The organism is Bacteroidota bacterium (assembly GCA_016713925.1).
Classification (GTDB): domain Bacteria; phylum Bacteroidota; class Bacteroidia; order AKYH767-A; family OLB10; genus JAJTFW01.
The window spans coordinates 1011243-1026522 of the sequence record JADJOH010000008.1; the positions used below are offsets into that span (position 1 = coordinate 1011243).

Consider the following 15280-nt stretch of genomic DNA (forward strand, 5'->3'; position numbering starts at 1 on the left):
ACCATGATCAATATCAAAAATGGTTTCTTGAAAAACGTATTCGATGTATTGGTGGATTGCATTAATAGCCTAATTTATAGATCACTCCGGTAGGACTTTTTGGACCAAACAGTTTTTGCGTTACCACATAAACGTTACCCGCTTCATCTTCGCCAAAGCTATTGATTTTTCCGTCAATTTCGTTATTGTCCCGACCGGTATAGATGGGCCCCCGATCCCATTCTTTACTTACCTCATTGTACTTCAGGTACCATAATTTGCCGTTCCAGTCTCCGAAAAGATAATACCCATGCAATGAAGGGAACTCCAGACCTCTGTAAACATATCCGCCTATGACACTGATTCCTTCTGTATGATCGTATTCACTTATCGGTAAGGTCAAATTTCGTTGATTGCAATCTTGAGCCGGATCATAGCAATGATTGCCCTCCATGATGCGCCATCCATAGTTTTTTCCTTTTCTGATGATGTTGATTTCTTCATATTTGTTTTGACCTACATCTGCACAAAATAAATTCTGAGTAGCTCTGTCAAACGAAAATCTCCAGGGATTCCTCAACCCACTGGCCCAGATTTCAGGTTTAATGTTGGACAGGTTAACAAAAGGATTGTCCGAGGGAACTTCGTAAGGTTTTTCATGATTGACATCGATACGGAGAATTTTTCCAAGCCGTGTATTCATGTTCTGCCCGTTTCCTTCTTCGCCATGATCATCTCCTGCGCCGCCTCCGTCTCCTAAGCCTATATATAAATATCCATCCGGTCCAAAAGCCAGTTGCCCGCCGTTGTGATTGCTTTCAGGCTGAGGGATCTCCATGATTATTTGCTCGCTTTCTAATAACGCCAGATTCGGATCATTGGGGGATACACGAAAAGAGGAGATCACACTTTTATGATCCATTCCTTTTTCTTTACTCTTTGCAGAATAGTAGACATAGAAGAGTCCGTTTTTTTTATAATCCGGGTGGAAGGCCATTCCCAATAACCCTTTTTCGGAATAAGCTACATTTAAACCATCAAGTTTTGAAGAGATATCTATGAACGGCCTGGGAAGTACTTTGTTTTCTGCAATGATTTTTACCTTTCCACCTTGCTCCATGACAAATAACTTATTGCTCCCGTCAGCAGGTCCTGTTAATCCAATGGGTGAAGTGAAGCCCCTGGCAATTTCAGTCATGCGTAAGCGCAACGGTGTTTGTGCAGATGTAGTAGAGAAGAGCAGCAGCAGAAGGAAGAGGATGGGTTTCATGTCGATGGAATAGGAGATAAAAGTAGATAAATTTATGGGAATGATTTTGTCTTTGTATTTTTGACCGATATGAACGCTCTGCAGCTAAGTGCCCGACATTTCAAACTCCACTTTAAAAGTCCCTTTGGTATTGCACACGGAACCCGGAATTTTACAGACACCATTTATGTAAAAGCCTCTTTTATGGATATTGAAGGATATGGAGAAGCTGCCCTGCCACCTTACCTGAATTACGATGCCGAAACGTTGGTTAAAGATTATCATTCCTATTTCCCTTCACAAATGGATGGAAGTGAGGCGATCCGTATTGCCTTGTTAAAGTTGAATCAATCGGATGTAAATCTTCCCAAACCGCTCCGTACTGCAACGGATATCGCCTTACACGACCTCTTCGGTAAATTGACAGGACGAACAGTGAGAGGAATATTTGGAATTGGAGAGCCAAGTCAGGTGCAATGTTCATATACGCTTGGAATAAGTTCGGTAGAGGTGATGAAAGAAAAATTGAGTGAAGCCGGAGACTTCCGCTTGTTTAAATTGAAGTTGGGTGATCAGCATGACAAAGCCCGAATCGAAGCCTTTTTATCGGTATCAGATGCTGCATTTTGTGTAGATGCAAATCAGGCCTGGGAAACAACCACCGAAAGTATAGAATGGATCAACTGGTTGAAGGATAGAGGTTGTTTGTTTGTGGAGCAACCCATGCCCGTTAGTAAAGCCGGTGAATTTGAACATTTATTCCGGGCCTCTTCATTGCCTGTTATACTCGATGAATCGCTGCAAGGATTGAATGAACTGGAGGAATTGAAGGGCGTTTGTCATGGTATCAATGTGAAGTTGGTAAAATGCGGAGGAATTGAACCTGCTGTTAACCTGGTCCGTCAGGCGAATAAACTGGGTTTGAAAGTGCTGGTAGGCTGTATGTCGGAAAGTAGCTGTGGAGCCATGGCGGCAGCGCAGTTGAGTGCATGGGCGGATTGGGTGGATCTCGATGGACCTATGCTGATTGGCAATGATCCTTTCTCGGGAGCAAATTACCGTGATGGATCCTTAGTGTTGTCACAGCAAGCAGGAACAGGTGCAGTCTTAAAAGATAAGGACTTGTTTTCTAATTGAAACTCAATTCGGAAATTCAATTCTCTTTTAAAGATTTTTAACTGCTACTTATTTGACTAATTTTGAAGAATGATTACCATTCGCCCCGCTGAGGAAAAGGATATTCCTGCCATCACTGTAATTTATAATGATGCTATCCTGAATACCACTGCCACATTCGATACCGAAGAAAAATCTTTGGATGACCGGATCTTGTGGTGGAAGTCGCACGATGAATCTCATCCGGTAATTGTTGCCGAATTGCAAAATATAGTGGTGGGTTGGGCTTCCCTCTCCAGATGGAGTGACCGTTGCGCCTATGATTCAACGGCCGAAACTTCCTTGTATGTCCATAAGGAATTTCGCAAACGCGGTATAGGGAAGGAGCTGATGGAAATGTTGGTGATTGAAGGGCAAAAGGCCGGTTTACATACATTGATCGCCAGAATTACACATGGTAATGAACAAAGTATTTATCTGCATGAGCGTATGGGCTTCACCGTTATAGGTACGTTGCGCGAAGTGGGAAGAAAGTTTGATGTTTACCATGATGTACATCTCCTTCAAAAGGTGTATTGATTTTCATCTCTCATCACTAATTAATTAATTTATCAGAATCTTAGGAATGGCCAAAACCAAAACCGTATTTTATTGTCAGAAATGTGGAGCAAACTCTCCCAAATGGATTGGCAAATGTCCTTCGTGCAACGAATGGAATACCTATGTGGAAGAAGTGATTCAAGCCGAATCAAAGGAGAATCAATGGAGAAATACTACCCGCAAGGAATCAAAAGCAGCAAAACCCCGACTGATTTCTGAGATTGCGCTGGAGCAAAGTCCACGATTAGTTTTGCCGGATGGTGAGTTGAACAGGGTGCTCGGAGGTGGCATCGTTCCGGGATCGCTTATTCTGATCGGCGGCGAGCCGGGTATCGGGAAGTCTACGCTGCTCTTGCAATTGGCAGTTCAATTGAAGGGGAAGAAAATTTTATATATCAGCGGTGAAGAAAGTGAGCAGCAGATTCGCATGCGCGCTGAACGTATCGGTAAAATGCAAAGTGAGTGCTATATCCTGACAGAGACAACTACTCAAAATATTTTTCAGCAAATTGAAGTCCTGCAACCGGAAATGGTGATCGTTGATTCTATTCAAACACTTTATTCCAATATTTATGAATCTGCTCCCGGAACTGTTTCTCAGATTAGAGGTTGTACAGGTGAATTATTGCGTTTTGCAAAGGAGACAGCTACTCCGGTCCTGTTGATCGGGCATATCACGAAGGAAGGTTCTATCGCCGGTCCGAAAGTGCTCGAGCATATGGTGGATACGGTATTGCAGTTTGAAGGGGATCGCCATCATGTGTATCGGATTTTGCGGGCAATTAAAAATCGTTTTGGCTCTACTGCCGAACTGGGTATCTATGAAATGAAGGGCGATGGACTGGCAGAAGTAGCGAATCCCTCTGCTTTATTGCTATCTCAAAGAGATGCAAGTCTGAGTGGTACTGCCGTTGCCTGCACGATGGAAGGTGTACGCCCTTTTCTGATCGAGACGCAGGCATTGGTGAGCTCTGCCGTGTATGGTACTCCGCAGCGAACAACAACAGGATATGATTTACGCAGATTGCATATGATCCTCGCCGTGCTTGAAAAACGTTGTGGTTTCCGACTGGCGGCCAAGGATGTCTTTTTAAATATTGCCGGCGGTATACGTGTGGAAGATCCTGCCATTGATCTTGCCATCATCTGCGCCATACTTTCCTCTGCAGAAGATATTGCCATCGATCCCGCGATTTGCTTTGCCGGAGAGGTGGGTCTCACAGGGGAGATTCGCCCGGTGAACCGTATTGAAGCCCGAATCAACGAAGCAGCCAGACTTGGATTTAAGGAGATTTATGTCTCGGGTTACAATGCCGGTGCCGAAAAGTTGAAGAAGGAAGCCGCGATCAAAGTGGTGCCGGTAGGGAAGGTGGAGGAAGTTTTCGGTCTATTGTTTGGGTAAGACGCTCTGAATACTTTGTAGTTCAGCACTACAAAAAGATAGTGCATAACAAGGTCCTTTGTCGTATCTTTGTCGCCCCATGTCTTCATTGCAAAATATTCGTCACCTAAGCCCTGAACAGCTGAAAGAGTTCTTTATTTCGAAGGGAGATAAGGCCTTTCGCGCCAAACAGGTGGAAGAATGGCTGTGGAAGAAGTCGGCCAGATCGTTTGAGGAAATGACGAACCTCTCCAAAGAAACACGGACTTTACTAGAAGAGTATTTTACCATTAATCCCATCCGGATCGAAACTTCTCAGGTCAGTAACGACCGGACCATTAAAAATGCTTTCCGTTTACATGATGATCATATCATAGAAGGTGTTTTGATTCCAACCGATACCCGAATGACGGCTTGCGTAAGTTCTCAGGTGGGATGTAGTCTTACTTGTAAATTTTGTGCAACCGGTAAACTGGATCGTTTGCGCAACCTCAATTACGATGAGATTTATGATCAGGTGGCTATCATCCGGGAACAATCCGAGCAGCATTATAATATGGCCCTCAGCAATGTGGTGTATATGGGAATGGGCGAGCCCTTGCTCAATTATAGTAATGTGCTGAAGAGTATCGAGTACATCTGTTCCCCGCATGGACTCAACATGGCGCAAAAACGCGTGACGGTGAGTACAGCAGGTATTGCCAAGATGATTAAAAAGTTAGGAGATGATCAGGTGAAATTTAACCTGGCACTTTCACTGCACGCGGCTAACGATAAAAAGCGTGACCGGATCATGCCGATCAATGAAAGCAATAACCTCGAAGTGTTGGAAGAAGCATTAAATTATTTTTATGAGAAGACAGGCACAAGGGTGACGCTGGAGTATATTGTCTTCAATAATTTCAATGATTCCATTGACGATGCCCGTGAATTGGGTGCTTTTGCCAGACGAGTGGTCAGTAAAATCAATTTAATCGAATACAATCCCATTGATGGTGCCGAATTTCAGAAAACAACGGAGCATAAAACCAATGCTTTCATGGCAGAGTTGTGGAGATTAGGACTTGTGGTTAACCTTCGTCGTAGCAGAGGAAAAGATATCGATGCGGCCTGCGGACAACTGGCGAATAAGTCGGTCGTGTGATTTTTATTTATTGATAACAATTGCGTGTTCCCATTCATGCATTGTTTCAAAATTTCAGCAATGAGAATTCAGAAGTAATGTCCGGTACTTATATTTGCAGGTATGAGCATGAAACCGTATCTGCATAGAATTTCCATTTATCCTGTAAAATCATTGGATGGGATTTCTCCGGAAACCGCAGTGGTCTCGGAAAGTGGATGTCTGAAATGGGATCGGGAATTTGCAATTTTTGATAAGGAAGGAAAGTACGTAAATGGAAAATCACATCCCGGAATTCATTTGCTGCGGGCAGAATTTAACATGGATGACCATGAGATGGTATTATCTGGTCCTGAGAATATGAATAGATCATCTTTTCATCTGCAAGAAGATCGCAAAGAAATTGATGCCTGGCTATCTGATTTTTTTAACCAACAGGTGAGCCTGCTTCAAAATCAGGAAGGAAAATTCATGGATGATCCTGATCTGGGACATGTCACCGTTGCTGGAACTGCAAGTTTTAATAGCGTATCGTCCTGGTTTAGTATAACGGATCCGGAAGAGGTACGACGAAGGTTGAGAGTCACTTTAGAGATTTCAGGCTTAGATGCTTTTGCTGAAGATGGGCTGTTTGCAGATAAGGGAAGGGTGGTTCGATTTAAAATTGGAGATGTAAATATGTTAGGTATGCGTCCGAGAGAACGCTGTGTAGTTCCCACACGCCATCCTGAAACGGCGCAGGTAACCCACGCGTTTCCGAAAATATTTGCTGAGAAAAGAAAGGCGTCGCTACCTGATGCTTCATTGCTGGAAAGTTACGGTCACTACTATTATTTTTCCGTGGATGCTGTCATTCCGGGAACAGAGGCCGGCAAATTGATAAAGGTGGGAGATGAATTGACGATTTTGGGAGAGGATGAGTTTCCCTTTTAACCTGTTTCACCATGATCTACTTGCAGCGTTCACTATTAAATTTATACTTTCCACCAGTTCCTTGTAGATGAACCGTGATTTAAAACCTGATAACTATCTAATTAATTATAATTGTATGCATCAAAAAATAGTTCACATAGCACTTGTCGTAAAGGAGTATGATGAAGCCATTAAATTTTACACAGAGAAATTAAATTTTAATCTGGTAGAAGATACGCGGCTGTCAGAGAGCAAGCGCTGGGTCTTGGTTGCCCCTCCCGGAGATGGAAGTTGTGCATTGTTGTTGGCCCGGGCTGCAAATGACATACAATTATCGAGTGTAGGTAATCAAACCGGTGGACGCGTGTTCCTTTTTCTGCATACGGATGATATCGATCGTGATTATAAAAATTATTCAGCAAAGGGAGTTGTTTTTGTTCGGGAGCCGGTGGTGGAAAGCTGGGGAAAAGTGGCGGTCTTCGCTGATCTTTACGGGAATTTATGGGATTTAATTCAACCTGCAGCACGTTGAAAACATGGATTGTATTTCTAAGCTTTGCCATCTTGTGATCAAAGTACCGGCCCGAAATATTGAACACGGAAAATATCGCCTTTAGTTTTTCATTCATCGATCATTGGATGACGTTTAGGAAGTTTAAATTGTTATTTTTGAGTATGAACTTACCCGAATCAATCGATCCCAATTATTTTGATGCTGTTTACCGGTTGGATTCTTCAGAATGGATTTTTGCTGTAGAAGAACTTTGTCAGGAGCATAAAATACCGATAACGGCATATTCCTTTTTTAATGCAGGATCCAACTTGTTAGCAGGAGTCAATGATGAGGTAATCGTTAAAATATTTCCACCCTTTCACCGCCATCAATGGGTGAGTGAATACAAAGCCTTGTCATTTTTCCATAATAAATTACCGGTAGCCATTCCTGATGTATTGGCATATGGTGAACGGGAGGATCAGTGGACTTATGTTATGCTCTCACGGTTACAAGGTGATACCCTCGAAGAGCATTGGTCCGGTTTTGATGTTGAAACGAAGTTGAAACTGATGAAGCATATTGGAGCTATTATGAAAGCGGCACATGCAGTTCCAGTCCATCAGACTATTTCTATTGAGCCCGATTGGAAGCAATTTATGATGAAGCAATTTCACAACTGCTACAATCGTCATCTTAGTTTTGAAATGCCGGAATGGTTCATGGAAGAATTAAAAGAGTATGTGCAAAATCGTTTTGATTTAATTCCGAAAGTATTTACTCCGGTTCTGCTCACCGGCGAATACACTCCTTTTAACTGTTTAGTCCAATATGTGAATGAAGAATGGAGTTTCTCAGGGATGATCGACTTTGGTGATGCCATGATCGGCTTTCATGAGTATGATCTCTTAGGACCCATCTTGTTTCTTGCCGGAGGCGATGGCGCTTTGATAAAAGCCTTACTGGAATCCTATGGTTATGATTATGCCAATGAGTATCCCCTGCTAAGGCAACGGTTGATGTTATTGACAATCTTGCATCGATACAGTAATTTTAATTTTCAGCTCAGGATTGAGAACTGGAAAGCAAAGGCCACCAGCTTTAAAGACCTAGAAAATTTAATTTTCCCATTTTCATAATTGCTATTTGAAAAGTTTTTATCTTGACAAAAATAATTTGATCACATGGCAATCAACCACGCCTTCCTCGCTGAACTCGAAAATGAAGCAGCGAAAACCCGAACACTACTCAGCCGAGTTCCTGTTGACAACCCTACCTGGAAACCTCATGTTAAATCCATGGAATTGCAACGCCTGGCCCGTCATGTCGCGGAGTTGCCGGCCTGGTGTACGATGACCATTACTACAGATGAGTTGGATTTTGCTAAACCTTTTGATCCATCTCCTCCTCTTACTACTGCAGAAGCATTAGTTGCCGAGTTTGATAAGAATGTTGCAACAGCAATGAATGCATTGAAGGGAACGGATGATGAAAAACTACAGGGAAACTGGTCGCTAAGAAATGGAGAACAGATTTTTTTCACCCTGCCACGACATGTTGTATTGCGTGATATGGTTTTTAACCATCTCGTGCATCATCGTGCACAACTGGGTGTCTATCTCCGTCTCCTGAACATTCCGCTTCCGCAAATGTATGGTCCAACCGCTGATGAACAGTAAGCTTTTCCCGGTTACCGATGAGGGTTGAAGGACTGCTTTCTTTGTTCATAAATGAAAGCTCAAGTATTTGGATGACCACGGGTGAGCCTTCACGTTTACCTTGTTGTTCTGTTTTTCGAAGGAAGAAACTTTGAGAGTGGCGGTTGCTGTTCGTCCTGAATTATTTCACATTTTTGTATTTCGTCATGAAGGTTCATTTTACTAAAACAGTTTGGCTCCTGGGGTTGATCAGTCTCTTTGCTGATATCTCTTCCGAATTGCTGTACCCGGTGCTTCCTGTTTATCTGAAGAATGCCGGCTATTCTATGTTGGCAATTGGTATGCTGGAAGGTCTGGCAAATGTAGTGGCCGGTCTCTCTAAAGGGTATTTCGGGCATAAGTCAGATACCATGAAGAGCCGTACTGTTTTTATTCGTTGGGGTTATGGGTGCTCTGCGCTGGGAAAATTGCTGATGGTAGGCGCTCCGGATCTGATGCGGATTTTTACAGCCCGAATGACCGACCGTCTTGGAAAGGGTATACGTACAGCACCCCGTGACGCGATGCTTGCAGCGGAGGCCGGTCCGGAGAACCGTGGAGTGGTTTTTGGTTTTCATCGTGGACTGGATACACTCGGTGCAGCCATTGGTCCCGCACTCGGTATGCTCTGGCTGCATTATCATCCGGGCGACTACAGTACCCTGTTTCCCCTTGCATTTATTCCGGCTGCAATCAGTTTTTTATTACGATGTTTATAAAAGATAAATCATCGGTACCGCCTGCCGTTAGGAAGCAGCATATAGGTTTCTTTTCCTATTTTAAATATTGGAAGACAGGCCCTGCTTCGTTCCGGAAACTGATCCTTCCCTTGCTGCTTCTTGCGCTCGTAAATAGTCCGGATGTTTTTTTACTGATGGCGTTGAAAGAAGCCGGATTCAGTGATACAGCAATGATAGGTGTTTATGTATTGTATAATTTCGGCTATGCCATGCTGGCCACTCCCGCCGGAAGGATCGCGGATCGGGTTGGGAAGATCAAGGTGCTCTCTGCAGGTATGCTCCTCTTTACGATTACCTATGCCGGAATGGCAGGGCTAAACGGATGGCCGGTATTTATGCTGCTATTTTTGATTTACGCTGCAGCGATGTCTTGTCTGGAATCAGTAGCCAAAGCGTATATCTCCGATATTGCTCCACCTGATCAGCGTGGGCAGGCCATCGGTTTCTATACCTCTGCAAGCAGCCTGTCAATACTTTTCGCCGGTGTGTGGACGGGATTACTTTGGCCTTATGGGGGACCTTCACTTGTTTTTTCAATTACAGCTTTTGTTGCAAGCTGTAGTTTATTGCTTCTTTATAAAAACTCAAGGCATGTCTATATTAAAAGTGAAAGCAAGAAATAGTTCAATTCTGCATCAGGAAAAACAGGCTAGCTTTTATCCTCTCATGTATGCTTTAACATATTTTCCAATGATGTCAAACTCCAGATTTACCAAATCACCTTCCCGTAAAAATTTGAAGGTGGTATGTTCATAGGTGTAGGGAATGATGGCCACTGAAAATTGACCGGGCTTGGAAGCGGCCACAGTTAAACTCACGCCATTTACCGTAATCGATCCTTTTTCAACGGTAAGGTGTCCGGAACCGGGATCATAACTGAATTCGAAGAGCCAGCTTCCGTTTTCGTCTTTGATGGATGTACAAAGTCCGGTGAGGTCCACATGCCCCTGCACCAGATGACCGTCAATGCGACCGTTCATCAACATGCAACGTTCAAGATTTACCGTAGAACCCGGCTCCAGTGTGTCGAGGTTACTGCGGCGCAATGTTTCAGCTATGGCAGTGACAATATATCCTTCGGGCCGAAATCCGGTGACCGTCAGACATACACCATTATGGGCCAGACTTTGATCTTCTTTTAATTCACCGCTGAACGGGCAGTCGATGGTGAAGGTTTTATTTCCACCTTCTTTCACAACAGCTACAACGGTTCCGGTTGCTTCAATGATTCCTGTAAACATGCTGTAAATTTAATCAAGATTTGAGAATAAGTAAAACCGGTCTCCATCTGCTGCTTTCGTCGTTTTTTTAGCCGTATCTGTCGATTCTCTACCTTAAAACAGCAGGTAAAGTGTACCTTTGCCGGTAAATTTAATGAAAATGCGTAGTGCTAAAATAGTAATAGTTTCACTGCTGATAACAGCAAGTGTGAATGCTCAGGACAAGAAGTTGACAATTGAGGATGCTGTCCTTCGTCAGAGAACGACCTTGGCACCAAAGCAGCTATCACAATTGCAATGGATACCCGGGGGCAATGATTTTTCTTATGTAGATAAGAGAGCATCCGGACAAGTGTTGGTGAAGTCCAATGCGCTGAAGGAGGGTGTGGTTGATCTGCTTTCCCTGTCACAACTGAACACCCTGTTGAAATCCTCCGGAGCCGATACGCTCCCCGCACTTCCTGCTCATAAATGGACGGATGGAACAACAATGACTTTCGAGTCGGGGAAAAAGATCTGGTCCTATAAGTGGAAAGAAGCGCAGCTTTTACTCAGGGATTCTATCACGCTACCCGAAGAGGCAGAAGTGATGGAAAAAGCCGGGAATGGAGATGTGGCCTATGTCATGAATAATAACATCTGGTTCGAACAAAATCATAAACGTAAACAAATTACTACTGACGGAAGTTACGAGTTAGTGTATGGAAAATCTGTTCATCGCGAGGAGTTCGGTATCAACAATGGATTGTTCTGGTCCCCGAAATCCAACCGACTTGCTTTTTATCGTATGGATCAATCCATGGTGACGGATTATCCCATCGTTGATTTCTCGAAAGTGCCTGCTCTTGAAAAACCGATTAAATATCCTTTTGCCGGTGGAAAGAGTCACCAGGTAACGGTAGGCATATACGATGTTGCTCAGGGTAAAACCCTCTATCTCAAAACAGGAGAACCGGCAGAGCAGTATCTTACAAATATCGCCTGGAGTCCTGATGAGAAATCGGTGTATGTGGCCGTTTTAAATCGGGAACAAAACCATATGCGATTGAATCAGTACAATGCACTCACCGGCGACTTTGTTAAAACCCTCTTTGAAGAACGCGATCCGAAGTACACCGAACCACAGCATCCACTGGTTTTTACCAATGAGAAGGGTGATCAATTCATCTGGCAAAGCAGACGTGATGGCTGGAATCATCTTTATCTCTATGACAGCAATGGAAAGCTCATACGTCAGCTAACGAAGGGAGAGTATGAGGTAACAAATTTCAATGGCTTCGATACAAAAGGAAGTAAAGCGTATTTCCATGCTACAGCCAATACAGGTATCGATCGTGTTTTTTACAGCGTTGAAATCTCTTCCGGAAAAATGATTAAGATTACAAGCGGAGAAGGGGTGCATGTCTGCAAAGCCAATGCTGATAAAACTCTTTTTATCGATACCTATAGTAATGTGAGTTTGCCGGGTATTACAAGAATTGTAAACAGTGAAGGAAAAGAACTGCGTAAATTAGGTGTTGCAGAAAATCCATTGAAAGATTATACCGCCGGCCGTACCCGACTTTTTAACATTAAGGCCGATGACAATACCCTCTTATGGTGCCGGATGATCGTCCCTCATGATTTTGATTCTACTAAGAGATACCCCACTATCGTTTATCTCTACGGTGGACCTCATGCACAAATGATTACCAATTCATGGCTTGGTGGTGCTGATCTATGGTTTCATTATTTGACACAGCAAGGTTATATTGTTTTCACCTTAGATAATCGTGGCAGTGGATGGCGTGGGAAGACCTTTGAGCAAGCTACTTTCCGCAAACTGGGAGATGTGGAGATGGCTGATCAAATTGCCGGAGTGAATTACTTGCGCAGATTACCTTACATCGACGCCAACAAACTGGGATTAAACGGCTGGAGTTACGGTGGATTTATGACCACTTCTCTCATGACCCGCTACCCCGGCATTTATAAAGTAGCTTTCGCCGGTGGACCTGTTATAGACTGGAGCACCTATGAAGTCATGTATACTGAACGTTACATGGACACTCCCGAAGAAAATCCGGGTGGATACAATATCAGCAACCTCCTCAATCATGTTGAGCAGCTCAATGGCAAATTGATGCTGATTCATGGTACCGCCGATAATGTCGTGGTGTGGCAGCATAGTTTAATGTACCTTCAAAAGGCCATCAGCAAAGGTGTCCAACTGGATTATTTCGTTTACCCCGGGCATGAGCATAATGTACGTGGAAAAGATCGGGTGCATTTAAATGAAAAGATCACGAGGTATTTTAATGATTATTTGAAATGATCAAATTGTTTTAATTGCAAAGTGTTTTTTGGCTACCGGCTTCCGGCATATCAAAACAAATCATAATAATCCTAAAAAATCTGCGGCTCATCAAAATATTAAGGGAATATAGATATTCGTCTACATATAAATTTTTCATTTTCACCACTAAGTCACTGAGGCCACTGAGGGGGCACGGAGGACTTTTCTTAAAACAAAGTAGTTTTTCCCTTTCAAAACATTCATCAACTCATCAATTCAATAACTCATCAATTCATTTCATTTGGCAAGAGAATTTTTATAAACCGCGAGGCATCTTTCGCGAGCAAATTTATGATCCACTATCGGTGGTGGGTAGCTGAAATCTTCAAATTCGGGAACCCATTTACGGATGTAGATGAAATGGGGATCGAACTTTTTGGTTTGCTCGTAGGGGTTGAAGATGCGGAAATAGGGTGCGGCATCACAGCCGGTTCCTGCTGCCCATTGCCAGCCGCCGTTGTTGGCACTGAGATCGAAATCAAGTAATTTTTTGGCGAAATAGGCTTCTCCCCAACGCCAGTCGATGAGCAGATGTTTGGTGAGGAAACTGGCAACAATCATGCGCACACGGTTATGCATATACCCTGTTGCATTGAGTTCACGCATGCCTGCATCTACTATCGGATACCCGGTTCGCCCTTCACACCATGCCGCAAATTCTTCTTCATTATTTCGCCACTGGATATGATCATAGGCGGGCTTAAATGCAGCCGTGGCCGCATACGGAAAATGCCAGATGATCATCATGTAAAATTCTCTCCAGCAGAGTTCATTTAACCACGAGAAACTAATCCCTCTTGCTTTTACAGCCATCTTACGAATAGAAATGGTCCCGAAACGAAGATGAATTCCCAGTCGTGAAGTGCCTTCTATACCGGGGATATCCCGGGTAGATGCGTAGTTTTCTAAAATAGCATCCGGCGTGGTATCCGGGGGAAAATGAAATTTACTTTCGGTGAAACCAAGGGATGATATCGACGGAATTTTCTTTATTGCTTGTTTAAAGAAATGTTTAAAGTATTTTTCAGTGGGATAGGAGCTGAGATAAAAGGCATCGAGCTTCGCCATCCATTTTCTGGAGTAAGGGGTGTAGATGGTATACGGCTTTCCATCGTCCTTGAGAATTTCGTTGGTTTCAAAAATGACCTGATCCTTGCAGGTATGGAATTCAATTCCCTTTGCTTTGAAGAATTCAGCCATCTCTGCATCTCTCCTGAGGGCATAAGGCTCGTAGTCGCGGTTGGTAAAAACGTTTTTAATGGTGTAGTCTTTCAAGAGCGCTTCCCAGCAATCATTCACGCTACCGAACCTCACATCTATTGTAGATCCGAACTCTTTTAATTGCTGTTGAATTTTTTCCAGCTCACGGTGAATGAAGAGCACCCGTTTATCCTCCCGGTCTTCCAGTTTGTGGAGAATCGCTGTATCAAAAATAAATACAGGAACCACAGGGAGTCCGCTGCGCAGCGCATGGTACAAGGCGGCATTGTCCTCCAGACGAAGGTCACGGCGGAACCAGAGGATGCTGACGATCGGGTTAGCGGCCATAAATATTTTTTAATGCAGCGGAAAGATCTCTGAATTTAAATTGAAATCCGGTGTGTAGTATTTTATCAGCACTGACTCTGGCACTGTCCAGTACAATCGCACTTTTCTCGCCGAGGAATAATTTCAGGAGGAAGGCCGGCGTGGGAAGAGTAAGGGAATAGGGTGCTATGGTTTTTCGCAAGGTGTGCATGAATGTCTGATGGGTCACCGGAGTAGGTGCAACAGCATTGTAGACGGACTGCAGTTGATTTTCTTTTAGTGCATGTATAAATATCCGGCAGAGGTCATCGATATGAATCCAGCTCATGTATTGTTGACCACTTCCCAGCACCGGACAAATTCCCGCCTTCATCGGCGCGGCCATCTCCGGTAAAGCACCTCCATCTTTAGAGAGCACAATACCGATGCGGATACTAACGGTACGGATAGGTGAATTGGAGTACGCTGATTCCCAATAGGAACAGGTCTCGCTCAGAAATCCGCTACCTGTCGTGCTTGATTCTGTCAGGAGTTCTTCTCCTCTGTCGCCATATATTCCAATGGCTGAAGCGGTCAACAGACATTGCACATGGTGCCGGGTTTTATTGAGGGCATCCAGTAAAGTTGAAGCGACTTGTAAACGGCTTTCAATAATTTTCTTTTTGTAAGACGTCGTCCATCTTCCATCTGCAACACCTGCTCCCGAAAGCGTGATCAACGCATCTGCCTCCATGATAGCCTGCGAATCGATCTCCCCTTTTGCGGGATTCCATATAAAGGTTTTAATATCTCCGCTATCGGAAGCCGACCTGCTCAGCCACATGACTTCGTATCCTTCTTCCTGCAAAAGATGAGTGAGTCTTCTTCCAATCAAACCGGAACCGCCGGCAATAAGGACTTTCTTCATG

The 15280-nt window shown here is 43.8% G+C and carries 15 protein-coding genes; 11 read left to right on the forward strand and 4 right to left on the reverse strand.

The window, feature by feature from the left end:
- Positions 1–61: 61 nt before the first annotated feature.
- A complete protein-coding gene (locus IPJ86_18080; protein MBK7889128.1) occupies positions 62–1249 on the reverse strand; it encodes a PQQ-dependent sugar dehydrogenase in 1188 nt (395 codons plus the stop codon).
- 69 nt (positions 1250–1318) lie between these two features.
- On the opposite strand from IPJ86_18080, the gene IPJ86_18085 reads away from it, so the two are divergent.
- The 10 genes from IPJ86_18085 (at position 1319) to IPJ86_18130 (ending at position 9913) form a co-directional block, all read left to right on the forward strand.
- Complete coding sequence (locus tag IPJ86_18085) at positions 1319–2365, forward strand: dipeptide epimerase (GenBank protein ID MBK7889129.1); 1047 nt, start codon at positions 1319–1321, stop codon at positions 2363–2365.
- A gap of 72 nt (positions 2366–2437) precedes the next feature.
- Positions 2438–2923, forward strand: a complete 486-nt coding sequence (locus IPJ86_18090) for an N-acetyltransferase (GenBank protein ID MBK7889130.1) — start codon at positions 2438–2440, stop codon at positions 2921–2923.
- A gap of 46 nt (positions 2924–2969) precedes the next feature.
- Positions 2970–4346, forward strand: a complete 1377-nt coding sequence (gene radA, locus IPJ86_18095) for a DNA repair protein RadA (GenBank protein MBK7889131.1) — start codon at positions 2970–2972, stop codon at positions 4344–4346.
- 79 nt (positions 4347–4425) lie between these two features.
- Positions 4426–5469, forward strand: coding sequence for a 23S rRNA (adenine(2503)-C(2))-methyltransferase RlmN (gene rlmN / locus IPJ86_18100; GenBank protein MBK7889132.1), 1044 nt, complete (start codon positions 4426–4428; stop codon positions 5467–5469).
- A gap of 108 nt (positions 5470–5577) precedes the next feature.
- On the forward strand, positions 5578–6381 hold the full coding sequence (locus IPJ86_18105) for an MOSC N-terminal beta barrel domain-containing protein (protein MBK7889133.1): 804 nt from the start codon (positions 5578–5580) through the stop codon (positions 6379–6381).
- Positions 6382–6496: 115 nt separating this feature from the next.
- Positions 6497–6892 carry a VOC family protein gene (locus tag IPJ86_18110; GenBank protein ID MBK7889134.1) on the forward strand — a complete coding sequence of 132 codons (396 nt, stop codon included), beginning with the start codon at positions 6497–6499 and terminating at the stop codon, positions 6890–6892.
- A 143-nt stretch (positions 6893–7035) separates the two neighbouring features.
- Complete coding sequence (locus tag IPJ86_18115) at positions 7036–7992, forward strand: phosphotransferase (GenBank protein MBK7889135.1); 957 nt, start codon at positions 7036–7038, stop codon at positions 7990–7992.
- A 45-nt stretch (positions 7993–8037) separates the two neighbouring features.
- Positions 8038–8532 carry a DinB family protein gene (locus tag IPJ86_18120; protein MBK7889136.1) on the forward strand — a complete coding sequence of 165 codons (495 nt, stop codon included), beginning with the start codon at positions 8038–8040 and terminating at the stop codon, positions 8530–8532.
- A 185-nt stretch (positions 8533–8717) separates the two neighbouring features.
- Entirely contained in the window at positions 8718–9269 is a 552-nt protein-coding gene (locus IPJ86_18125) for an MFS transporter (GenBank protein ID MBK7889137.1), read from the forward strand.
- Entirely contained in the window at positions 9260–9913 is a 654-nt protein-coding gene (locus IPJ86_18130) for an MFS transporter (protein ID MBK7889138.1), read from the forward strand. Before IPJ86_18125 ends, IPJ86_18130 begins: the two co-directional genes overlap by 10 nt.
- Positions 9914–9946: 33 nt before the next feature.
- Here the strand turns inward: IPJ86_18130 and IPJ86_18135 are convergent, their stop codons facing one another.
- On the reverse strand, positions 9947–10531 hold the full coding sequence (locus tag IPJ86_18135) for a riboflavin synthase (GenBank protein MBK7889139.1): 585 nt from the start codon (positions 10529–10531) through the stop codon (positions 9947–9949).
- A gap of 139 nt (positions 10532–10670) precedes the next feature.
- On the opposite strand from IPJ86_18135, the gene IPJ86_18140 reads away from it, so the two are divergent.
- Positions 10671–12824: a S9 family peptidase gene (locus tag IPJ86_18140; protein ID MBK7889140.1), complete on the forward strand. Its 2154-nt coding sequence runs from the start codon at positions 10671–10673 to the stop codon at positions 12822–12824.
- A 258-nt stretch (positions 12825–13082) separates the two neighbouring features.
- Here IPJ86_18140 and IPJ86_18145 read toward each other — a convergent pair whose 3' ends face one another.
- Complete coding sequence (locus IPJ86_18145) at positions 13083–14393, reverse strand: deoxyribodipyrimidine photo-lyase (GenBank protein MBK7889141.1); 1311 nt, start codon at positions 14391–14393, stop codon at positions 13083–13085.
- A complete protein-coding gene (locus IPJ86_18150) occupies positions 14383–15279 on the reverse strand; it encodes a TIGR01777 family protein (GenBank protein ID MBK7889142.1) in 897 nt (298 codons plus the stop codon). The genes IPJ86_18145 and IPJ86_18150 overlap by 11 nt, the downstream gene beginning before the upstream one ends.
- Position 15280 lies beyond the last annotated feature (1 nt).